The sequence below is a fragment of the Chitinilyticum litopenaei DSM 21440 genome (assembly GCF_000428145.1).
Lineage (GTDB): Bacteria > Pseudomonadota > Gammaproteobacteria > Burkholderiales > Chitinibacteraceae > Chitinilyticum > Chitinilyticum litopenaei.
In genome coordinates this window covers 207557-226939 of record NZ_ATZJ01000001.1, presented here as the reverse complement: position 1 = coordinate 226939, position 19383 = coordinate 207557, and the positions used below count along the sequence as shown (strand labels likewise).

General features: G+C 64.5%; 24 protein-coding genes. 7 read left to right on the top strand and 17 right to left on the bottom strand.

Going from position 1 to position 19383, the window contains the following annotated elements:
* Positions 1-122: 122 nt before the first annotated feature.
* Entirely contained in the window at positions 123-596 is a 474-nt protein-coding gene (locus C515_RS0101135) for a biotin/lipoyl-containing protein (protein WP_028454023.1), read from the bottom strand.
* 204 nt (positions 597-800) lie between these two features.
* On the opposite strand from C515_RS0101135, the gene C515_RS0101130 reads away from it, so the two are divergent.
* Positions 801-2156, top strand: a complete 1356-nt coding sequence (locus C515_RS0101130; protein WP_028454022.1) for a bifunctional enoyl-CoA hydratase/phosphate acetyltransferase — start codon at positions 801-803, stop codon at positions 2154-2156.
* Positions 2157-2160: 4 nt separating this feature from the next.
* Positions 2161-3360, top strand: coding sequence for an acetate/propionate family kinase (locus C515_RS0101125; RefSeq protein WP_028454021.1), 1200 nt, complete (start codon positions 2161-2163; stop codon positions 3358-3360).
* Between the two features lie 86 nt (positions 3361-3446).
* Here the strand turns inward: C515_RS0101125 and C515_RS18955 are convergent, their stop codons facing one another.
* On the bottom strand, positions 3447-3773 hold the full coding sequence (locus tag C515_RS18955; protein WP_043647606.1) for a hypothetical protein: 327 nt from the start codon (positions 3771-3773) through the stop codon (positions 3447-3449).
* Between the two features lie 42 nt (positions 3774-3815).
* A complete protein-coding gene (locus C515_RS18950) occupies positions 3816-4832 on the bottom strand; it encodes a putative signal transducing protein (RefSeq protein WP_043647604.1) in 1017 nt (338 codons plus the stop codon).
* 159 nt (positions 4833-4991) lie between these two features.
* Here C515_RS18950 and C515_RS0101110 point away from each other — a divergent pair, with 159 nt between their 5' ends.
* Positions 4992-5606 carry a CBS domain-containing protein gene (locus C515_RS0101110; RefSeq protein WP_028454020.1) on the top strand — a complete coding sequence of 205 codons (615 nt, stop codon included), beginning with the start codon at positions 4992-4994 and terminating at the stop codon, positions 5604-5606.
* A 147-nt stretch (positions 5607-5753) separates the two neighbouring features.
* Here the strand turns inward: C515_RS0101110 and C515_RS0101105 are convergent, their stop codons facing one another.
* From C515_RS0101105 to C515_RS0101075, 7 genes are all read right to left on the bottom strand, one after another.
* Complete coding sequence (locus C515_RS0101105; protein WP_028454019.1) at positions 5754-6140, bottom strand: DUF1428 domain-containing protein; 387 nt, start codon at positions 6138-6140, stop codon at positions 5754-5756.
* A gap of 222 nt (positions 6141-6362) precedes the next feature.
* Positions 6363-6875: a GyrI-like domain-containing protein gene (locus C515_RS0101100; protein WP_081686675.1), complete on the bottom strand. Its 513-nt coding sequence runs from the start codon at positions 6873-6875 to the stop codon at positions 6363-6365.
* Positions 6876-6956: 81 nt separating this feature from the next.
* Positions 6957-7379 (bottom strand): DUF411 domain-containing protein, encoded by a 423-nt coding sequence (locus C515_RS0101095; RefSeq protein ID WP_043647711.1) that lies wholly within the window; start codon positions 7377-7379, stop codon positions 6957-6959.
* Between the two features lie 424 nt (positions 7380-7803).
* The gene (locus C515_RS0101090) at positions 7804-8298 is read right to left on the bottom strand and encodes a cupredoxin domain-containing protein (protein ID WP_028454016.1); all 495 of its coding nucleotides are present in this window, start codon (positions 8296-8298) and stop codon (positions 7804-7806) included.
* Between the two features lie 128 nt (positions 8299-8426).
* Positions 8427-9728 (bottom strand): multicopper oxidase family protein, encoded by a 1302-nt coding sequence (locus tag C515_RS0101085; RefSeq protein ID WP_028454015.1) that lies wholly within the window; start codon positions 9726-9728, stop codon positions 8427-8429.
* The gene (locus C515_RS0101080; RefSeq protein WP_144290290.1) at positions 9715-10929 is read right to left on the bottom strand and encodes a TolC family protein; all 1215 of its coding nucleotides are present in this window, start codon (positions 10927-10929) and stop codon (positions 9715-9717) included. The genes C515_RS0101085 and C515_RS0101080 overlap by 14 nt, the downstream gene beginning before the upstream one ends.
* 149 nt (positions 10930-11078) lie before the next feature.
* Positions 11079-11519 (bottom strand): hypothetical protein, encoded by a 441-nt coding sequence (locus C515_RS0101075; protein WP_028454013.1) that lies wholly within the window; start codon positions 11517-11519, stop codon positions 11079-11081.
* A gap of 731 nt (positions 11520-12250) precedes the next feature.
* Between C515_RS0101075 and C515_RS0101070 the strand changes: the two genes are divergently transcribed.
* Genes C515_RS0101070 through C515_RS0101060 form a run of 3 tightly spaced genes read left to right on the top strand, consistent with a single transcriptional unit; the run spans position 12251 to position 13932 of the window.
* A complete protein-coding gene (locus tag C515_RS0101070; RefSeq protein WP_028454012.1) occupies positions 12251-13030 on the top strand; it encodes a BPSS1780 family membrane protein in 780 nt (259 codons plus the stop codon).
* Positions 13021-13413, top strand: coding sequence for a diacylglycerol kinase (locus C515_RS0101065; RefSeq protein WP_028454011.1), 393 nt, complete (start codon positions 13021-13023; stop codon positions 13411-13413). Before C515_RS0101070 ends, C515_RS0101065 begins: the two co-directional genes overlap by 10 nt.
* 3 nt (positions 13414-13416) lie before the next feature.
* The gene (locus C515_RS0101060; RefSeq protein WP_028454010.1) at positions 13417-13932 is read left to right on the top strand and encodes a GNAT family N-acetyltransferase; all 516 of its coding nucleotides are present in this window, start codon (positions 13417-13419) and stop codon (positions 13930-13932) included.
* A gap of 119 nt (positions 13933-14051) precedes the next feature.
* Here C515_RS0101060 and C515_RS18945 read toward each other — a convergent pair whose 3' ends face one another.
* From C515_RS18945 to C515_RS0101045, 3 genes are all read right to left on the bottom strand, one after another.
* Complete coding sequence (locus C515_RS18945) at positions 14052-14519, bottom strand: hypothetical protein (protein WP_051304531.1); 468 nt, start codon at positions 14517-14519, stop codon at positions 14052-14054.
* A 111-nt stretch (positions 14520-14630) separates the two neighbouring features.
* Positions 14631-14996, bottom strand: coding sequence for a VOC family protein (locus tag C515_RS0101050; RefSeq protein ID WP_028454009.1), 366 nt, complete (start codon positions 14994-14996; stop codon positions 14631-14633).
* A gap of 84 nt (positions 14997-15080) precedes the next feature.
* A complete protein-coding gene (locus C515_RS0101045) occupies positions 15081-15419 on the bottom strand; it encodes an antibiotic biosynthesis monooxygenase family protein (RefSeq protein ID WP_028454008.1) in 339 nt (112 codons plus the stop codon).
* A 175-nt stretch (positions 15420-15594) separates the two neighbouring features.
* On the opposite strand from C515_RS0101045, the gene C515_RS0101040 reads away from it, so the two are divergent.
* Positions 15595-16305, top strand: a complete 711-nt coding sequence (locus tag C515_RS0101040; protein ID WP_043647602.1) for a substrate-binding periplasmic protein — start codon at positions 15595-15597, stop codon at positions 16303-16305.
* On the opposite strand, the gene C515_RS23380 is transcribed toward C515_RS0101040, so the two are convergent.
* The 4 genes from C515_RS23380 to C515_RS22110 form a co-directional block, all read right to left on the bottom strand.
* Positions 16295-17092 carry a substrate-binding periplasmic protein gene (locus tag C515_RS23380; RefSeq protein ID WP_144290289.1) on the bottom strand — a complete coding sequence of 266 codons (798 nt, stop codon included), beginning with the start codon at positions 17090-17092 and terminating at the stop codon, positions 16295-16297. The genes C515_RS0101040 and C515_RS23380 overlap by 11 nt on opposite strands.
* 83 nt (positions 17093-17175) lie before the next feature.
* Positions 17176-17913, bottom strand: coding sequence for a substrate-binding periplasmic protein (locus tag C515_RS22115; RefSeq protein WP_081686674.1), 738 nt, complete (start codon positions 17911-17913; stop codon positions 17176-17178).
* Positions 17914-17956: 43 nt separating this feature from the next.
* Positions 17957-18238, bottom strand: coding sequence for a hypothetical protein (locus C515_RS0101025; RefSeq protein ID WP_028454005.1), 282 nt, complete (start codon positions 18236-18238; stop codon positions 17957-17959).
* A gap of 55 nt (positions 18239-18293) precedes the next feature.
* Positions 18294-19274, bottom strand: a complete 981-nt coding sequence (locus C515_RS22110) for an AraC family transcriptional regulator (protein WP_028454004.1) — start codon at positions 19272-19274, stop codon at positions 18294-18296.
* Positions 19275-19383: the final 109 nt, after the last annotated feature.

Here is a 19383-nt window from a genome sequence, read left to right as displayed (position 1 = left end):
GCCGCGGTCCGCAGGCTTAGCGCAAATTGCGCTTATCCGGCGGCAGCCTGAGCGCCAGCCCCACATACCCAAATCCATATAAGGCCAGAAGCCACTCCCCCAAATGGCCGCAAGCTCATACCCTAAGACTGCAGCTTGCGCCGCGCATAGGCGAAGACCTGCTCCTCATCGACGCGCGAGCACGCTTGCGCCACCTCGGCCAGATCAATGCCCAGCCGGGCGGCCAGCCGCGCCGCCGCGCGGGTGACGACGAACTCGTCGGCGCCGGCAGCGGGCGCCGGCCAGGCCTGCTGGCAGACTGGCGCGTAAGCGGCCTCTTCGGTTTGCAGGGGATAGAGCTGGGTCGGCGCTTCGCGGATTTCCATCAGCAGCAGCAGATCGCCGCTGACCACACTGTCACCGACACTGACCATGATGGCGCCGACCTGGCCGGCGTCCGGTGCGGTGATGTGCAGCTCTTCGCCGCTGGCCAGCAGGCGCACCAGCAAGGCGTCGGCGTCGACCGCATGGCCGTTTTGCGGGCCGATGGCCAGCACCAGGGCGGGCTCGTCCAGCTCGGGGGCACAGATCAGGTGCGTGGTGTAGGTTTCCGTCATCGGTAATGTTCACAGTCTGGCAGATTTGATATTCGCCAAGTCGCGCGCTGGCCAAGCCCTTATCATACCGGACATGCCCGCAAGCGCATGCGCCGTCGGCCGCCGGAAGGCCCGTATTGCAGTGCAACATGGCGCTGCTATGATGCCTGCATCATTCAACCATTTCCGGCGCCGGCAACGCGCGCGCGGGCGCCAGGGGACGACATGGCCATCGAGAACATTGAAAACGTGCTGTTTGACGACATCGCGCCGGGCATGCGCTATCAGCGCACGCACGCCGTCACCGCCAACGATTTCGCCCTGTTCGCCATGCTGGGCGGCCAGCGCGAGGAAGAGGGACGCGAGCGCGTGCCGGCCATCGGCGGCTTTATCGCGCTGACCTCGTCCACCGTCAATTTCTTTCCCGGCAATGGCTCCATCCTCTCCAGTCACGGCCTGAAATCGCATGGCTGGATCGAGGAAGGCGATGTGCTGAACATCGAACTGATCGTGCAGGAAAAACGCCCGGCCACGATGGAAGTGGTCATGGACGGCCACTGCACCAATCAGCACGGCGAGATGCTGATGAGCGGCCCCATCGTGGTGATTGCCCCGCTGGAAAAGCGTGTGTCAGTGCGCAGCGAGCCGCCGCAGCTGACGCTGCGCCAGCATCATGTGTTTGCCGAACTGCAGGCCAAGGCTGCCGGCCTGTCGCCGATTCCGACCGCCATCATCCATCCCTGCGACCGTGAATCGCTGCTGGGCGCTGTCGACGCCGCCGAAGCCGGGCTGATCACGCCGATACTTGTCGGCCCCGAGGCCAAGATCCGCGCGGTTGCCGAGCGCGAGCTGATCGATATCAGCCCTTACCGCATCGTGCACACCGAGCACAGCGTCGCCGCCGCCGAGAAGGCCGTCGAGCTGGCGCGCAGCGGTGAAGCCGAGGCGCTGATGAAGGGCTCGCTGCACACCGACGAAATGATGCGTGCGGTGATGGCCTCGGGAACGGGCCTGCGCGCCGGCCGCCGCGTGTCGCACATCTTCGTGATGGATGTGCCGGCCTACGATCGGCCGCTGCTCGTGACCGATGCGGCGATCAATATTGCGCCGACGCTGGAAGACAAGATCGACATTACGCAGAACGCGATCAATCTGTCGCATGTGCTGGGCAATACCATGCCCAAGGTCGCCATTTTGTCGGCCATGGAAACCGTGTCATCGAAAATGCCGTCCACGCTGGATGCGGCGCTGCTGTGCAAGATGGCCGACCGCGGCCAGATCACCGGCGGCGTGCTCGACGGCCCGCTGGCATTCGACAACGCCATCTCGATGACGGCCGCCAAGACCAAGAAGATCATTTCCCCGGTTGCCGGCCAGGCCGACATCCTGGTGGTTCCCGACATCGAGGCCGGCAATATGCTGGCCAAGCAGATGTCCTATTTCGCGGGCGCCGACTCCGCCGGGATCGTACTGGGCGCACGCGTGCCCATCGTACTGACCTCGCGCGCCGACGACGCCAAGGTTCGCCTGGCTTCCTGCGCCGTCATGGCGCTGGTGGCCCATCACCAACGGAGCAAATAATCCCATGACCGCCACCAACGAACTCGTTCTTGTCATCAACGCCGGCTCCAGCAGCATCAAGTTTTCGCTGTTCGAGGCCGGCGCCGGCGCCGACCCCGTGCTGCTGTACAAGGGTCTGGCCGATGGCATTTATGTCGAGCCGAAATTCACCGCCAAGGACGCGGCCGACAACAAGCTGGTGGCCGATGCCATTCCCGGCACCGCCAAGAATCATGACGAGGCGCTGCGCCACATGCTGGCCTGGCTCAATGGCGTGATCAATGGCCGCAAGATTGCCGTGATCGGCCATCGCGTCGTGCATGGCGGCGTGAAATTCTCCAAACCGGTGCGCATCGATGCCGCCGTGATTACCGAGCTGGAAAAGCTGATCCCGCTCGCTCCGCTGCACGAGCCGCACAACATCACGCCGATCAAGATCCTGCAGGGCCTCTTGCCCGATGTACCGCAGGTGGCCTGCTTCGATACCGCATTTCACGCCAACCAGCCCGAGCTGAACCAGCTCTACGCACTGCCGTATGAATTCAGCCAGCAGGAAGGCATTCGCCGCTATGGCTTCCATGGCCTGTCCTACGAATACATCGCCAGCGTGCTGCCGCAGATCGACGCGCGCGCGGCCAACGGCCGCACCGTCGTCGCCCACCTGGGCAACGGCTCGTCGATGGCCGCACTGCTCGAGTGCAAGGGCATTGCCTCGACCATGGGTTTCACCGCGCTGGAAGGCCTGCCGATGGGCACACGTACCGGCTCGATCGATGCCGGCGTGGTGCTGCATCTGCTCAACCACCTGAAGATGGATGCCAAGCAGATCGAAACGCTGCTGTACAAGCAGTCGGGCCTCTTGGGCCTGTCGGGCATCTCCAGCGACATGCGCGACCTGCGTTCCAGCAAGGAAGCCCGCGCCAAACTGGCAACGGATTACTTCGTTTCGCGCATTGCGCGCGAAACCGGCTCGCTGGCCGCCGCACTGCAGGGCATCGATGCGCTGGTGTTCACCGCCGGCATCGGCGAGAACGACACCGAGACGCGCGCCGAAGTCTGCGCGCAGCTGGCCTGGCTGGGCGTCATCCTCGACCCGGCGGCCAATGCCGTGCGTTCGGGCGAGCCGCGCCGCATTTCCAGCGACGACAGCAAGGTGGCCGTGTATGTCGTGCCGACCAATGAAGAGCTGATGATCGCGCGCCAGTCGGAAGCCTGCGTCCACTGAGCGGCGCACCAAGCCATGACAAAAGGGGCCCAGCAGGGCCCCTTTTGTCATGGTGACGACCAGTCGTGCTGTCGGCGTGCAGGCCCTCACTCGCTCCGTGCTTTTTTGTTTCTCATGGCATGTGCGCCGGCGACAGCGAGCCAGCCGCCCGCGATAAACACCGGCGGTCCTGCGCTAATGCAGGCAAGTATGGCGTAGCCGATGCCTGAGTCGATGCCGGGCGGGCTGACGGCGTGCCAGAAACCGAAGCGGTTGAACAAGCCATAGATAAAGGACGCGGCCAGCAGCACGCCCACGCAGCCAAAGGCACCTTTCACCGCAATAGAAAGGCAGTGGCGGCGTTTCAGCACGACGACCGATGCCACCGTGAGAACGAGCAAGGCAAGGCAATACAGCAAGCCCAGTGAAAGCATGACAAGCTCCTGCATGATCAAGCAGTCCGTGCATTCGACCGCTCAGCGCGCCGACTGGCAATCCTCGCCGCGTATCCGGTAACCGCCCAGCGGCTGGCCGGCAGGATCGACAAAACGCACATCAATGATCATGCCGCGCGCCAGCAGGGCGGCAATCTGGCCATCGCGGCAACTGCGCCAGAGATCGGCGCGGAAGGCCGCATCCAGCATGGCGGCGTCGGGCTCGATACCGCTGACCTGCAGGACTTCCGCCAGCACTGGCCCCTCGGCGCGCACGGCAATGCGCGTGGTGAGCTCGTCCACCTGTTGCGGCAGCTTGCCGGCACTGTGCACCAGCGCTGCCACCCGCTCATCCACCGGCACCCCCAGGCGAAAGGCCAGCTCGACCGCGAACCAGAACGTGGCGGTCAACAGCCCGCCAAGCACAAAGGCAAGCCACATGGGCCGGCGTGGATAGGGCCAGGGCAAGAGCAGGCGGCTTTGCGCGCGGCCACGCGCCAGATACCAGAACAGCAGCACCGGCAAGGACAGCAGCATGGCCATCGCCAGCAAGGCGACCACCTCGCCCGGTCCCCACCAGGCGTAGGCGACTGCTGCGGCGGTAGCCAGCAGCATGCCGCTCAGCCAGTGCAGCTCCCGGCGCGCCTGCACGACATTGCCAAGACTGCGCCAGTTCAGATAGTGCAACAGCATGGCAAACCAGGGACCCAGCGGCACGGCCAGCACGGCAGCCCAGTCCGGCTGCCACAGCCTGGGCATGGGCTCGCAAGGCGGGCGGGCGGGCTCGCTATCGGGCTCGTCCAGTGCCAGCTGCCCCGCCTGCCAGGCGCTCAGCACCTGCCGTGCCTCGGCCAGCCGCCCGGCGGGCACCTCAACGCGCAGGCCGCCGATTGCCCCCGCCAGCAGCGGATTGCCCTGCACGGTATAGGCGTCGGACAGGCGCACCGGAATGTCGCTGCTTTCCAGCAAGCCGCGCAGGATGGCCGCCTCGGGCAGGCTGTCAAAGCGCGCCAGCGTGACCAGCGTGGCCGGATCAGGAGGAGGAAGGTCGTTGCTCATGGCGGGCGGCGGAGGAAGGGATGAACACGATTATGCCCTGCCCCAGGATGGCGCGACAGGGCGATGTCAGCCGCAAGCAACAGCCGCTGCACCACGCTGGCCGGCAGGCGGCAACTGGCCTATCGTCGCAGCAGCAGGGTTTGATTGTCGGGAGCAGGCATGTTTTCGGTCTATGGCATTACCGGGCGGGTGTTTCGCGGCTCGCGCGATCAGCTGGGCGGCGTGAGCGAGCTGGCCGCCAGCCGGCGCGTGTCGCCCATCGGCGTGCAGAACGAAGAATCGGCCATCACCTCGGCGCTGCCGCTGAGCGGTCGCCGCGCGGTCAGCCAGTACGCCAGCCACCCGGAACGCGAGCGCGGCCCGGTGCACCAGTGCCGCGAGGTGATGAGCAGCCCGGTGATCACCGTCGCGTCTGGTGAAACGGTGGCCAATGCCTGGACCCTGCTGCATGAGCATCACATCCACCAGTGCCCGGTCGTTGATGGCTCGCGGCTGGTCGGCCTCGTCAGCGACCGTGATCTCTTGCGCCTGCTCATCGTCGATGGCGACACGCTGCGCGGCGCCCTGCTGCGCCCGGTCGCCAGCGTGATGCGCACCCCGGTCATCACCGCCGAGCCCGACACCGACCTGCGCCATCTCACCGAACTGCTGCTGAGCGAACAGCTGGACGGCGTGCCGATTGTCGATGGCGCGGAAAAGCTGGTGGGCTTTGTCTCGAAAACCGACATCCTGAGGGCGGTCAGCACCGAGCCGATGCTGAGCCTGTGGCGCTAGACTCTTGCTGTTTCCTGATTTGATTGGGTAACTCAGCCAAGTACGATTCGTCATTCCGGCGAAAGCCGGAATCCAGTTGCAATGCCTGTTCGTGCGGCGCACTGGATGCCGGCCTCCGCCGGCATGACGAGTTGCTGAGCAGGCTAGCTAGATTCTGTTGAGATTTCCCTGTTCCATGACCACCAGTGGCGTGAAACCGCCATAGGCCATGCGCCCGCAATCGAAGGGCATGGCCTCAACCTGCATCAGCGGCTGCATGCGCGGATCGGCCAGCACGGCGGCATTGATGCGGTCGCGGTCGGCTCTGGACGCGAACACGATCCAGGAAAACACCACCGTCTCGTCCGCCGTGCAATCGGCGGCAACCCGGAACGAGCGCACCCCTTCAACGTCCAGATCGTCCGCCAGGCATTCCCAGTAAGCCAGCGCGCCATGACTCATCCACACCTCGCCCGCCAGCCCGGCGGTCGCTCGATAGGCTGCGAGGCTGGCTGAGGGCAGCGGCAGCAGGAAACCGTCGATATACACGTTCATCGCACGCCTCCGGAAAAGGCAAAAAGGGAAGCTGACTATAGCCGGCAGCCAGCGGCGATGACGCAGCACGACGATGGCCGGCATGCACAGCAAATGAACCAACAGGCAGGTATAAATCCACAGGCCAAATTCTGAAATGGCTGCAGCTACATACATACTCATGTATGCGCCAGCCCTATCCGCAAGCTGCACGACGCGCGGCGCCAGCAGGCGCGGTGCGGGCTACGCCGCCGCCAGCGGCAGCCACAGTTCGATCACGCGTTCGGCCAGCGCGGGCTCGGCGCGCTCGTCGTAGTATTCGAACGACGGCGCATGGCGCTGGCGGCGGCCGCTGCGCGGCAGCCAGTCGTCGAGCGCGAACGCCCAGCATTCGCCGATGACGGCATGAAACTCCGCCTCGCTGCGCGCCACCCGCGAGCAGAACACCGCGTACTCGCCCTCGGGCAGCAGCAGCGCGCTGATGCCGGGCTGCGGCGCGCTGCCCGGCAGCACCTCGACGCCCATCAGGTAGTTGAACGACAGGTCGTCCGGGCGGAAATCCCACACCGCGCCATAGGCCACGCTCAGCCGCTGCGGCTCGCGGCGCTTGGGCAGGTTCTCCAGCAGGCGCTCGCCCAGCACGCGCTGCCAGGCAGCAGGCACCTCAATCTGGCTGCGGCCGTCGCGCATGCTGGTCTGCAGATTGCGGCCATGCAACAGCCGCGCTGGGGAATGCACGATACGGGGGTCTTGCATGGCACAGGTCCTCGCCAGGGGAAACGGACTTTATAAAACATCCGCCGCGCCGGCATTTGCCCGGCCTTGCCGACTTGCCGCTCAGAAGCGCCCGTAGGGCTTCACGCTGCCGTCCCTGGCGATCAGCACGACGTCTATCGTCCCGGGCTTGTACTCGCCCATTCCCGGCGAATTGGCCGGCATGCCGGGCACCGCGATGCCCTTGGCGGCCGGTTTTTCCTTCAGCAATTTGGCGATGGCGGCGGCGGGAACGTGGCCTTCGACGGCGTAGCCGCCGATCACCAGCGTGTGGCAGCTGGCCGCCTTGTCGGTGCCGTATTTCTGCTTGATCGCCGGCATGTCGCTGCGCCCTTCTTCCTTGATGCTGTAACCGGCCGCGCGCAGGTGCTTGGCGTGCTCGCCGCAGCAGCCGCAGTTCGGGTCCTTGTACATCGTCCCCGCCGGGGCGGCGAGCACGGAGGCGGAAACAAGTGTGGCCAGTACGGCCAGGATGCGGTTTTTCATGATCATATCCTTGGGTATGGGTTGGAAGGCCTTTGCAAGTGATGGCTGTATCGTTATGGGTTTGTGGGTATTCTGGTGTTGATTACTGTATCTGCTTCGGAAAGGATGATTTTTCAGCGCCTGCGGCGCGGTGTTAAGTGCCGGTGTGCCGGCGGCACGTCAGGGGGCTTGTCTTGCCAAGCCCCCCGACACCCCCAAGGCGCGCCCTAGCTCTGCATCGCGCGCCGCTAGGCGGCAAGCCGCCAAGCTGTGCGGTGACCGCAGCCCCGCTACGCGGGGTTCCCTGCGATGCTCGCGACCAACAGCGCGGGTTCGAAACTCGCCCTGCGGGCTCAAACATCTCACCCGCGAAACCCTGTTGGCCGCTGCGCTTCTCGGCTGCTGCAAGGGCAGGGGCGTTCTTTCACACGACAGCGAAACTTTCTTATTTCAGCTTGGCCTTGTGCACCATCCCGGCCTCGTAGTGGCCCGGCTTCTGGCAGGCGAACACGATGTCGCCCTGCGGGGCCTTGCTGAACTTCCAGATCACGCTGCCGCTTTTGCCCGGCTCCAGCGTCACCGCGCTCGGGTCGGCGTCGTGCTTCATGTCGGGCATTTTCTTCATCATCGCGGCGTGCGCGCGCTGGCTGGCGGCGTCGCCCACCGAGAATTCGTGCACCTGCTTGCCGGCGTTGCTGACCTCGAAACGGATGGTCTCGCCACGCTTGATGCTGCCGATGGGCGGGTCGAACACGAATTTCATGTCATCGCCCATGCCAACCTTGATGGTGCGCGTGACCTCGGCGGCCTTGCCCGGCTCGCCAAAGCTGTAGGCCGCGCCATGCATGCTGCCATGGTCGTGATCGCCGGCACCGGCGGCAAAAGCGACGGGCGCGGACAGCGCCAGCAGGAAGGATGTGATGATCAGGGTGGTTTTCATGATGTTTCCTTATTCAAAAAGTCTTGAACCACAGAGGCACAGCGAAAAGCATGGGCTTGTGATCATTCTGCCTGTTGCTCCGGCCCTGGTATTTCTCTGTGTTTCAGTATCGTTGTCGTGAATGATGTTCAGATGGGTATGCCGCTGAAGGCCTTGCTGTCTGCCGGTCTGGCGACGGTACCCGGTGGGTGTTCGTACCAGCCGGGGTCGCTGTAATCGCCCGGCTGCAGCTCATCGCGCACCTTGAGCAGCGTGAACATGCCGCCCATTTCAATCGGCCCGAACGGCCCTTCACCGGTCATCATCGGCAGGGTGTTGGGCGGCAGCGGCATCATCGCCGCCATGGCCGCCATGTCCTGCATTTCGGCCATGCCGTTCGTGCCCATTTCCATATAGTGCTGACCGGGCAGCAGCGCCTCGATCTGCTGCGTGGCGGCGGCCTGGTCGACACCGAGCATATTGGGCACGCCATGCCCCATCGGCCCCATGGTGTGGTGCGATTTGTGACAGTGCAGCGCCCAGTCGCCCGGCGCCTTGGCGACGAACTCGATCACGCGGATCTGCCCGACCGCGACATCGGTCGTCACTTCTGGCCATTGCCCGGCCTCGGGAATCCAGCCGCCGTCGGTGCCGGTGACGCGGAAATCGACGCCGTGCACATGCACCGGGTGATTGGTCATTGTCAGGTTGGCCACGCGGATGCGCACCCGTTCGCCGGTGCGCGCCACCAGCGGCGCAATCGCCGGGAAGGTGCGGCTGTTGAAGGTCCACAGGTTGAAATCGAGCATTTCCGCCGGATCGGGCCGGCGCGTGCCGGGGTCGATCTTGTAGCTGGCCAGCATGAAGGCGTAATCGCGGTCGACACGGCGCTCGGCAGGGTTTTTCGGATGCACGATGAACATGCCCATCATGCCCTGCGCCATCTGCACCATTTCGTCAGCGTGCGGGTGGTACATGAAGGTGCCGGATTTGCCGAGGGTGAACTCGTAGACATAGGTTTCGCCCGGCTTGATCTGCGGCTGCGTCAGCCCGCCCACGCCGTCCATGCCGGCCGGCAGCAGGATGCCGTGCCAGTGGATGGTGGTGTGCTCGGGCAGCTTGTTGCTGACGAAAATGCGCACGCGATCACCCTCGATGGCCTCGATGGTCGGCCCCGGGCTGCTGCCGTTATAGCCCCAGAACAGCGCCGTCATGCCGGGGGCGACTTCCTGTTCGATGGCTTCGGCGATCAGGTGGTATTCCTTCACGCCATTGTTCATGCGAAAACCCAGCGTACGGGTATTCAGCGTCGTCACCGGCGTGCGCCCACCCTTTACCGCCACGGGTGTATCGCCAGAGCCTTTGCTGGCATTGGCTTGCGTGGCAATACCTGCAAGACCAAGACTGGCCAGCGCGCCAGCGCTGACCCCGAGAAAATCACGGCGCTGCATGGTCGTGCTCCTTGTGCGTGGCCGCCGGCGTGGCGACGGGGGAAGACGGTGCGGACTGCGGGAAATCACTCTCCAGCGCGCCGGCCAGACGCGCGTCGAGCGCCAGCCAGTGCTGCCAGAAGGCGGCCTGCTGTTCGAGCAGCTCGCGCTGCAGCGCGAACTCGGCGGCGCGCGCGGCGATCAGCTCGTACACGCTGCCGAGCATGCCGTTGTAGTGCGTCAGCATCACCCGGGTATAGCGCCGGGCATCCGGCAATTGCTCGGCCAGCAGCGCATACCGCTGTCTGGCCAGCGTCAGCCCGGCGTATTCGGCGGCAAGCTGCGCATCGGCCTCCTGTTCGGCCCGCCAGGCGGCAAGCTGCTCGCCGCTGACCGGCGGCATGGCTTCGGCGTCGAAACCGTGCAGCAGGGGCAGACTGACGCCGCGCGTGGCGCCGCGCGCCGGCAGCAGTTTCGCCTCGGTGGCGAGCGCCTGCGCGCGCAGCCGCGCAGCCGGGCTTTGCGCGGCAAGGGCGGCGATGGCGTCCTGCGCCGGCAGGATCGCCGGCAGTTCCGGCAACGGCGCGGCCGCAAGCGCGCTGCCCGGCGGCAGGCCGAGCCGCTGCGCCAGATCGCGGCGGGCGGCAGCGGCGCTGGCGCGGCAGTCGAGCACATCCGCGTCGGCGCGGCGGGCGGCCAGTTGCACCGGCAAGAGCTTGTCCTCGGCGGCGTTGCCGGCGCGATACTGCGCCTGCATCAGCGTCAGCGCGGCCTGCGCCGCCTGCTGCTGCTGCCGGCACAGCGCCAGCTGCTGGTCGGCCAGCGCCAGCCGCAGCCAGTCCAGACGGGCCGCGGCAACCTGGGCCAGCACGGCCTCGGTGAGCTGAGCGCGGGCGAGCGGTGCGGCGTCGAGCCCGAGGACGTCGCGGCGCACGGACAGCGGCGCGGCGTCCCGCCAGTGCGGCAGGCGCGCGAGTTGTGCCGGACTGATGCCGTGCGCGCGATAGGCATCCCACAGTCCGGGGGCGGACAGCAGCGCGATGCGCGTGACGCGATCGAAGGTCAGCGGCGGCGCGGCCAGCTCGGTGGCAAGACGCGGTGCGTCGCCCAGCCAGGCGGGCGGCGGGTAGTCCGGCGGCGCGGCGGCGGCCTGTGCGATGGCCAGCAAGGGCCACAGCAGCAGGCCACCCAGCCAGCGGCCGGGATGGTGCATTCTGGTCATGGTAAGAGATCTCCAGCGGGGTGGCGCAGGGGCCACCCGTGCCGCACGGGGCGGCGGGCCGGCGCGCCATCGCTCGTGGCGCTGCCGGGGCGGGCGTCGGCAAGCGGCCGCGCCGTCTGGAACGGCAGGCAGGCTTGGACGCGGGGAGATCAGCCCAGGCGGGGCGGGCGCAGCAGCGGCGCGTATTCGCCCACCGGCGCCAGGGCGGCGAGCGGCAGGGCAAAACGGGGATCGGCGGGAGGCGGAACGTGCACGCTCAGCGGCGACAGCGCCGGCGAGCACACGGCGCAGTGGCCGCAGTCGCTGCAGCCGGCGAGCTTGCCGGCCGGCGCACGGTCGGACGGGTCATGATCCGGCGCGGCGGCCTGGGCGGAGTGATCGGCATCCGGCGCGGCCTGCGCATGGCCGCCGAGGTCATCGTCGTGCGCATGCGCGGCCGTGCCGGCGGCATGGTCGTGCGCGGCTCCCGCGCAAGCGCCGTCGGCGCAGGACGCGGCCTGCGGCTGGCAATGCATCATCGCCGCCGCGGCAAACGCTTGCAGCGGCAGGACACACATCAGCAGGATCAGCACAAGACGGCGCAGCATCATGAAACGGCAGAGTTGCCCATTCCCGGAAAAGTTCCGTGAGTGTAGCGCACCCGACGTCATGAACACAGCCACACAAGGCCTTGCCGATAGCAAGACCTGCCGGCAAGCAAGACGCTGAAGCCAAGACCCAAACCCACCACAGAGACTCGGAGGCACAGAAACCGCCGCCGTTCCATGGACATCAGCGAACGGCCTTGCTCCGGATTTGTCTTTGGCTATGAGCCAAAACCGTGTCCTGATTATGTGCCTCTCTTTCAGAAACCCTTTTTTCGTCATGCCCGCGAAGGCGGGCATCCAGAGCAACGCTTGATTTCACACCGTCATCGTCATTCCCGCGTACGCGCGAATGACGATTCTGCAGCAGAGACATAATCAGGAACCGTGCTGTGGTCTTGAATTCGTCATTCCGGCACAGGCCGCAATCCAGTGGTTCCGGTTAACGATTCAGTCTGGATACCGGCTTTGACCGCAGGGAATCCCAGTGGGACGCCGGTATGACGAAGTGGTTGCCCATGCTTCTGTGACACAGCATGGTGCAGGGACAGAACCTTGTCTTTTCCTCTGTGCCTCTGTGGTAAATGGTTTTCGATGTTTCTTGCGTGAGTGAACGGCGCCACGCATTGGCGAAGGCCTTCACGGCCGTTTCACACTGCCGGCCGATACTGCCCGGCTGACACGGAAAGCGCCGTCGCTGCTACGATTGCCCCCTGCCCACTTTTTCCGCGACGCCCATGGACCAGACCGACCTCATCATCGACAACCAGCTCGAACCGCGCCGCCGCCGCGTCATCGACTGCTGGCAGTGGCTGGCCGCCGCCTTTGCGCTGTTTCGCGGCGCGCCGCTGGCCTGGCTGGCGCTGTCGTCACTGCTGATCGTCATGACGCTGATCGTCATGCTGATTCCGGTGCTCGGCGCCATTGTCAGCGCCGTGCTCATGCCGGGGCTGCTGGCCAGCTTTGTCGCCGCCGCGCGCGAGCAGCAGAACACCGGACGCACACCGCAGATCGCCGACCTGTTCGCCGGGCTGCGGCATCAGCCCGTGCCACTGATCCGCGTCGGGCTTTACTACTTCGTGCTGATGACCGTGGTGATGCTGCTGCTGACCCAGCTCGTCGAGGCCACGCTGCCCGCCGAGCTGCTGGCGAAACTGAACGACCCGAAGACCAGCCCCGAGCAAATCCCCGAGCTGCTCGCCTACTGGCCGCTGGCGCTCACCATTTTCGCCAGCCTGCTGCTGGTGTACAGCAGCTATTTTTTCGCCCCGCAGCTGGTGCTGCTGCAGGGCCTGCGCCCCGGCGAGGCGATGAAGCTGTCGCTGCTGGCCTTCTGGCGCAACCTGCTGCCACTGTGCGCCATGGGCGTGCTGGGCCTGGGACTGATCGTCATCGGCAGCCTGCCCTGGCTACTGGGCCTGCTCGTGGTCTTTCCGGTGCTGATGCTGACCAATTACACCATCTACGCCAGCGTTTTCGAGCCGAATTCCACCATACCAACTGGAGTATCCGCGTGAAAGAAAGCCCCTTCAAAGGCAAGACAGGCATACGTCGTGTATTGAATGCACTGGGTTACTCGCTGGACGGCCTGAAGGCCGGCTGGGACAACGAGGCGGCCTTTCGCCAGGTCTCGCTGCTGGCCATCGTCGGCGTCATCGCCGCGCTGGCGCTGCCGCTGCCCGGCTGGGGCACGGCCGTGCTGATCGGCAGCCACGTCGCCAGCGTGATCGTCGAGCTGCTGAACTCCGCCGTGGAAGCGGCGGTGGACCACACCTCGCTGGAACACCACGCCCTGGCCAAACGCGCCAAGGACCTCGGCAGCGCCGCCCAGCTTGTCTGCCTCGTCAACCTGTTCGCGATGTGGGCACTGGTGCTGTGGCAGGTGTATGGGGTGAAGTAGGCCATGACGGGTGTCGTCGTGCGTCACGGTCAAGCCGGTGACGCAGCCCGGCTGGCCGTGCTCGCCAGCCAGGTCTGGCTGCACACCTATGCCGATGCAGGCATTTCCGCGGAAATCGCCGATTACGTGCTCGACGCCTTCACGCCCGCCCGCTACGCGGCGCTGCTCACTGATCCTGGCAAAAGCGTCCTCGTCGCCGAACGGGGCGGCAATCTGCTCGGTTTCGCCGTCGTCGCCTTCGGCCAGCGCTGCCCGGACGCCGACGCGGCGCGCGCCGAGCTGGAAACGCTGTACGTGCAGGAACACTGCCACCGCCAGGGCCTTGGCCGGGCGCTGCTGCGCGCCGCCGAAAACGCCGCGCGCCAGCTGGCCGCCAGCCCCCTGTGGCTGACGGTCAATTCCCGCAATACGCGTGCGAGCGCCTTCTACCTGGCGCACGGCTACCGCAAGGTCGGCACGGCGGAATTCCTGCTCAGCCAGACCCGGCACGCCAATGATGTACTGCTGGGAACGCCCTGACCATATACCTATATGGTGATATGGCCAAAGCCTTTTGCTTTAAAAGGCTCCAGCCTTATACCCATTGCAATCACTTCCTATCTAAGAGCAGGGCACAGGTCCTCAGGCAGCACGCTGAATCAGCCCTGCTGCCATGCCTTGATGACGCGGCCCGGACGCGCTGTGCCAGGCCAGAGCTGCACGGTGTAATGATCCTGGCCCTCAAGCCCATCCTCGCTCAGCGTGGCTAGTCCTTGGCAAAGTACGCGCCCCTGATACGAACCAGGCTCCAGCGGGATTCGGGTCGCCTTTGGGAAATAGTCCGAGCAGCCAGCGACAACCAGCTTGCCGCTGGGCACGTCGATCGAAAATTCACTGATATGGTCCCAGTCACCGAACTGGATGTCGGGCTCCCCCTCGCGCAGATCGATGGCGACCGGCACATCCATATTGCGCATGGTGCCGACGCCGACAATCCCCGGTGCAACAGCAAGCAGATCGCGTACGGCCTCAGCGGTCCACGCCTCGGAGAGGTCGTTCTGGCAGTCTTCATCCTGCAAATAAAACTGGAAATAATCGGCAAACAATTCGAGTTCGATGCGTTGCATGGCCATCGCTTGCGAAATGGAAAATGAGGTGAATACTCCCACTGTCTGACATATATCGTCAACTTCCCGTTTGCCCGTGTCCTTGATCCGCCATCCCGTTGAACCGGGGCCTCACCTGCCCACCAGCACAAACACATTCCCGTCCGGCGCCTGCATCACCGCGACGTGGCCGGACTCGGTCGCGAAGGGCTCCCTGATCCATGTCACTCCCGGCTTGCCACTCAGCTCGGCGTGGGCCTGCCGCACGTCGTCGACCAGAATTTCGATTTCGGTGAAGGCATTATCGGGGTGATTGCTCAGCACCAGCTCGGAGCCGGCGTTTTGCGGAAATTTCAGCCCGATCAGCCGCCAGCTCCGGCCATTGTCGAGCGCACGCTCGATTTCCCAGTGTTTCTGCAGGCCGACCGAGGCATAAAACGCCAGCGACTGGTCAATATTGCGGGTGTGGATGCATACGCATTCGATTTTCTTGAACATGATCGGTCTTCTGCGCCAGCGGCCAGGCCGGGCGGTGTCGTCTGTGGGGTGCCGACCATAGCGGCAAGGCCGGTGCCGTGCTTGTCATTGCCTGCGCTTGTTCGCCAGTGCCGCCAGCGGATGCGCCAGCCGGCCATCGCCATACACGCCCTTCACCTCGGCAATCACGACCTGATAACCATTGAGCCAGCGCGCCTGTTCGCGCTTGGCAGCCAGATGGTCGGGGTGCTGCATCAGCTGTTGCAGCGCCGCTTCGTTTTCCCAGTAATAGACATTGGCGATCTGGCCGGTCTGCGGGTTTTCCCAGCTTTCTTCCCCCAGATAACCGGGAATGGCCCGCGCCATGCTGGCGATGCGGGCGTCGAGTTCATAAAAATCGGCGTCATAGTCACCGGCTGCAAACATGAAAGTACTACTGAGCATCGCGTGTTCCGGATCGGGTCATACAGGAAGGGGCCCATCGTGCGGCCGGGCAGTCGGCCATCTTAAGCCATACGCGCGCAGCAGCGTCGCCACTGGCAGACACCCGCGATCATTGCACCGCAATCTGAAACAGGATTGACTAAAATCTAATCAGCTTTGACAGCTGGATATCGAAATGCGCTGGATTTTCTCCCTGCTCGCGGCGCTGTGCTGCCTGCCGGCCATCGCCGCCGACGACATACTAACCCTGCATTATCACCACCGCCCCCCCTATCAGTGGCGCCAGGATGTCCATCTGGCCGGGCTGGTCGGTCAAGCAAGCGAGCGCCTGCTGCACAAGGCGGGCATCCGATTTGAACTGGCGGAAACACCGCCGGCCCGGCAACTGGCGCTGATCCAGTCCGGGCAAGGACTGGATTGCGGTGTGGGCTGGTTCAAGAATCCGGAACGCGAAGGATTTGCCCGCTTCAGCAAGGCCATTTACCGCGATGCACCGCTGGTGGTGCTCAGCCGCAGCGACAACCTGGCGGTCAGAAAAGCGCTCAGTCTGCCCGCCCTGCTGGCACGGCGCGACATCACGCTGCTGGTGAAAAAAGCGTATTCCTACGGCGCGCTGGATGCCCTGATTGCGCGCTACCAGCCCTTGCGCCAGGCGGTGGGCGTTGAAAACCAGCAGATGCTGAAGATGATTCAGGCGCGTCGCGCCGATTACCTGCTGCTGGCCCCCGAAGAAGCCAGCAGCCTGATCGAGCAGGCCGGCGAGGCAGGCGGGCAGCTTGCAACGCTGCAGCTACACGACATGCCACAGGGAGAGCAGCGCTACATCATGTGCAGCAAGGCCGTGCCTGCAGAATGGCTGGCGCGGCTCGACGCACTCAAGCCCTGAGGCCTCGGCGCCACGTGCCCGGCGGAACCACAATGCGGCTTAGCGTTTTCCGCGCACGGGTTCGGCCAACCCGGCCATACCGCGTGCAGTGAGGCGCTCGAAACTCTTGTCGGCCTTCATGCCGGACAGCGCCTGCCGCAAGCGCTGCAGCTTTTCGGGGGCGGTATTTTTGTTGCAGGCAATGTAATACTCGATGCGGTGAAACATCAGCAGGGGTTCGAAGCGGGCGGGGTCGACTTCGGCTTGCGCGGCCAGCTCCGGCAGGCTGTAAAGCCCCCCCCGGAAAGAGATCGAGACGCCCACTGGCCACCTTTTTCAAGCCCTGGCTTTCCTTCGCCGCGTAATCAAGGACAAAGCCCTGTGACTCCAGCCAGATCGCCTTGCCATCGTTGCGCTGGCCGGCAATCGTGTACTGACGCGCATCATCCAGCCCCTTCAGCTTGATCCGGCGTTCGCGCAGCGCAAAAAAAGTCCAGGGATTGACGGCAATCGGGCCGATCCATTCGTAGGCATTTTCACGCTCTGGCAAACGGCTGAGCGTATATACGCAATGCCCTGGCTCGGTTTGTGCCAGCTTCTGTGCGCGGCTCCACGGGTATTCGGCATACCTGACCGACAGGCCGGAGCGCTGCAGCATCACATCGACAATCTGCACCGCCAATCCCTCGGGACGGCTTTCGCGAAAGGAGTTGAACGGCGGATTGTCGCCGATCAGCATGGTCAGGTCGCTGGAATACGATGTCCCCAGGACGAGGGACAACAGCAGACCGGGGATTATTCGGGTCATGGCGACTCATTGGCAATGTGTTCTTGCAGCCAACACTACTACGGTGACAGGCCCGGCAATAAGGCTAGTCAGCTGAAGAAAGCCTAATGACGGGGATCACTGAAGTCAGCCAGACCACGTGCGGTGATGCGCTCGAAACTCTTGTCGGCCTTCATGCTGGCCAGCGCTGCCCGCAAACGCTTGAGCACTTCGGGGTTGGTCGATTTGCTGCAGCCCAGGTAATTGTCGACCCGGTTGAAGACCAGCAAGGGCTCGAACAAGGCCGGGTCGACCTCGGCTTTTTCCGCCAGTTCGGGCAGGCTGTACAGCCCGGCCGGATAAAGGTCGACCCGACCAGCCTGTACTTTTTTCAACGACTGGCTTTCCGTGGTGGCGTAATCGATGCTGAAGCCCTGCGACTCCAGCCACATCGCCTTGGCATCCTTGCGCTGGCCGGTCACCGTAAACTGCCGTGCATCGTCCAGGCTTTTCAGCGCCAGCCGCCGCTCGCGCAGGCCGAAAAAGACCCACTGGTTGACGGAAATCGGGCCGATCCATTCGAACAGCGGCTCCCGCTCCGGGATGCGGCCCAGCGTAAAGACGCAGTGGTTTTTTTCGCTTTGCGCCAGATTGAAGGCGCGCGCCCACGGGTAGCCGATGTAGCTTACCGACAGATTGGCCCGCTGCAACATCATGTCGACAATCTGCACGGCAACGCCTTCCGGGCGACTGCCCCGAAAGGAATTGAACGGCGGATTGTCACCCACCATCAGCGTCAGATCACTGGCATGCACCATGCCACACAGGCAGGCCAGCACACTGGCCGTCAGCATTCGCATCATCACGCACTCTCTTGTCGGCACAACCGGGGCCGACAATGCCAGTTTACGCCTGCGCCGACCAGCACCCGCCGCTTTTCAGATGGCCGGACGTGGCATCCAGGCGACATGAAACGCGCTCTTGTGCCAACTCGGTACTGCAGGCAGAAAAACCGGGCAGATAGGCCAGGCGCACGCACGGTGCCGGCGGCAGGTAGTGCGGCGCGGACGCGGGCACGGACGCCCCGGACGATGCCTGGCTGCGCGAGCCGCCCGCCTGCGTGAACAGCAATGCGAGCAGCGCCAGCCCGGTGCTCAGCAGCATCAGATAATCAAAACGTGTCAGCATTCCAGCCCCCTTAATGACTCATCAAAGTGGCCGCGACGGCGTAGTTGCTGGGTTCTTACAGGAAACGCACCGGAATGCAGATGTCGAAGCGATAGCGCGCGTCCGGTGCCAGATCCAGCGGCTGATAGGGCACCCGGTACAGCGCCGGCCGGTCATCGGGTTCGTAGGGATTGGCATCGAACCAGTGTCCCCACAACCAGGCCAGCGCCACCGTTTCCTCGAAAATCCGCCCGTGAAACTGCAGCACCAGATAACGGCCCGCCTCGGTATCCACCCGGCTCGTCACGCCGTCCGGCGGGTAATCCGCCGGCAATACCATGCCGGTATCCAGGCGCAACATGCGCTCGGGCGTGATGTGGATGTTGTCGTGACAGATGCACAGCCCCATCCCTCCAGCCAGCGGTATGCCCTGCAGCTCGGCCCAATCCAGCACCTCGCGCCAGTGCGCCAGCGGCTGTTCCAGCTCGTGCCCCATGCGGCGAAACACGGCCGCGTGATAACTGGGCAACTGGCAAATCTGCAGCCCGACAATGCATTTCGGTCGCTCACCCTGCTGCAATTCACGCAGTGCGGCAATCCGTTCGGCAGCATAGGGGCCGTCGATCTGATACATATGTCTGAAATTGCCGGGGATTTGTCCGGGATTGCGCTCCTCCTGCCAGGCCCAGCGATAGCCATTCCAGTGCCAGACATCGCGATCGGAGCGCCATTGCGTGGCCGAACGGCCGAAATGCTTGCGAAAGGCCTTGGCAAAGCCGTGCTGGGTTTCAAAGCCGTTGCACAGCGCGACATCAAGCACGCTGCGACGCTTGTTGACCAGCAACTGGTTGGCGGCGCGTTCCAGCCGCAGGCGCCGGATGTAGTCCTGCGGGCTTTCGCCCATCAGTGCGCTGAAAATGCGCTGGAAATGAAACGGCGAGAAATGGGCCACCGCCGCCAGCCGTGCCAGGTCCAGCGGCTCGGCCAGATGGGCTTCGATATGGCCAAGCACGCGCTGCAGGCGTTTCTGGTAGTGCACGCGGTCGGGGGCATTCATACGGTATGTGTCAGAGTCATGGCGGTGCCAGCTTGCGCCAAAGCGCGGCTTTTATCCAGCCGGAAGCGTGATTCGGCCGGCCTTGCAATCGGCCGGGGACTGGCCTTCA

Bases quoted from the DNA above. Each gene is read 5' to 3' on its own strand.
- C515_RS0101135 (WP_028454023.1), bottom strand. From the start codon at position 596: ATGACGGAAACCTACACCACGCACCTGATCTGTGCCCCCGAGCTGGAC.
- C515_RS0101130 (WP_028454022.1), top strand. From the start codon at position 801: ATGGCCATCGAGAACATTGAAAACGTGCTGTTTGACGACATCGCGCCG.
- C515_RS0101125 (WP_028454021.1), top strand. From the start codon at position 2,161: ATGACCGCCACCAACGAACTCGTTCTTGTCATCAACGCCGGCTCCAGC.
- C515_RS18955 (WP_043647606.1), bottom strand. From the start codon at position 3,773: ATGCTTTCACTGGGCTTGCTGTATTGCCTTGCCTTGCTCGTTCTCACG.
- C515_RS18950 (WP_043647604.1), bottom strand. From the start codon at position 4,832: ATGAGCAACGACCTTCCTCCTCCTGATCCGGCCACGCTGGTCACGCTG.
- C515_RS0101110 (WP_028454020.1), top strand. From the start codon at position 4,992: ATGTTTTCGGTCTATGGCATTACCGGGCGGGTGTTTCGCGGCTCGCGC.
- C515_RS0101105 (WP_028454019.1), bottom strand. From the start codon at position 6,140: ATGAACGTGTATATCGACGGTTTCCTGCTGCCGCTGCCCTCAGCCAGC.
- C515_RS0101100 (WP_081686675.1), bottom strand. From the start codon at position 6,875: ATGCAAGACCCCCGTATCGTGCATTCCCCAGCGCGGCTGTTGCATGGC.
- C515_RS0101095 (WP_043647711.1), bottom strand. From the start codon at position 7,379: ATGAAAAACCGCATCCTGGCCGTACTGGCCACACTTGTTTCCGCCTCC.
- C515_RS0101090 (WP_028454016.1), bottom strand. From the start codon at position 8,298: ATGAAAACCACCCTGATCATCACATCCTTCCTGCTGGCGCTGTCCGCG.
- C515_RS0101085 (WP_028454015.1), bottom strand. From the start codon at position 9,728: ATGCAGCGCCGTGATTTTCTCGGGGTCAGCGCTGGCGCGCTGGCCAGT.
- C515_RS0101080 (WP_144290290.1), bottom strand. From the start codon at position 10,929: ATGACCAGAATGCACCATCCCGGCCGCTGGCTGGGTGGCCTGCTGCTG.
- C515_RS0101075 (WP_028454013.1), bottom strand. From the start codon at position 11,519: ATGATGCTGCGCCGTCTTGTGCTGATCCTGCTGATGTGTGTCCTGCCG.
- C515_RS0101070 (WP_028454012.1), top strand. From the start codon at position 12,251: ATGGACCAGACCGACCTCATCATCGACAACCAGCTCGAACCGCGCCGC.
- C515_RS0101060 (WP_028454010.1), top strand. From the start codon at position 13,417: ATGACGGGTGTCGTCGTGCGTCACGGTCAAGCCGGTGACGCAGCCCGG.
- C515_RS18945 (WP_051304531.1), bottom strand. From the start codon at position 14,519: ATGCAACGCATCGAACTCGAATTGTTTGCCGATTATTTCCAGTTTTAT.
- C515_RS0101050 (WP_028454009.1), bottom strand. From the start codon at position 14,996: ATGTTCAAGAAAATCGAATGCGTATGCATCCACACCCGCAATATTGAC.
- C515_RS0101045 (WP_028454008.1), bottom strand. From the start codon at position 15,419: ATGCTCAGTAGTACTTTCATGTTTGCAGCCGGTGACTATGACGCCGAT.
- C515_RS0101040 (WP_043647602.1), top strand. From the start codon at position 15,595: ATGCGCTGGATTTTCTCCCTGCTCGCGGCGCTGTGCTGCCTGCCGGCC.
- C515_RS23380 (WP_144290289.1), bottom strand. From the start codon at position 17,092: ATGACCCGAATAATCCCCGGTCTGCTGTTGTCCCTCGTCCTGGGGACA.
- C515_RS22115 (WP_081686674.1), bottom strand. From the start codon at position 17,913: ATGATGCGAATGCTGACGGCCAGTGTGCTGGCCTGCCTGTGTGGCATG.
- C515_RS0101025 (WP_028454005.1), bottom strand. From the start codon at position 18,238: ATGCTGACACGTTTTGATTATCTGATGCTGCTGAGCACCGGGCTGGCG.
- C515_RS22110 (WP_028454004.1), bottom strand. From the start codon at position 19,274: ATGAATGCCCCCGACCGCGTGCACTACCAGAAACGCCTGCAGCGCGTG.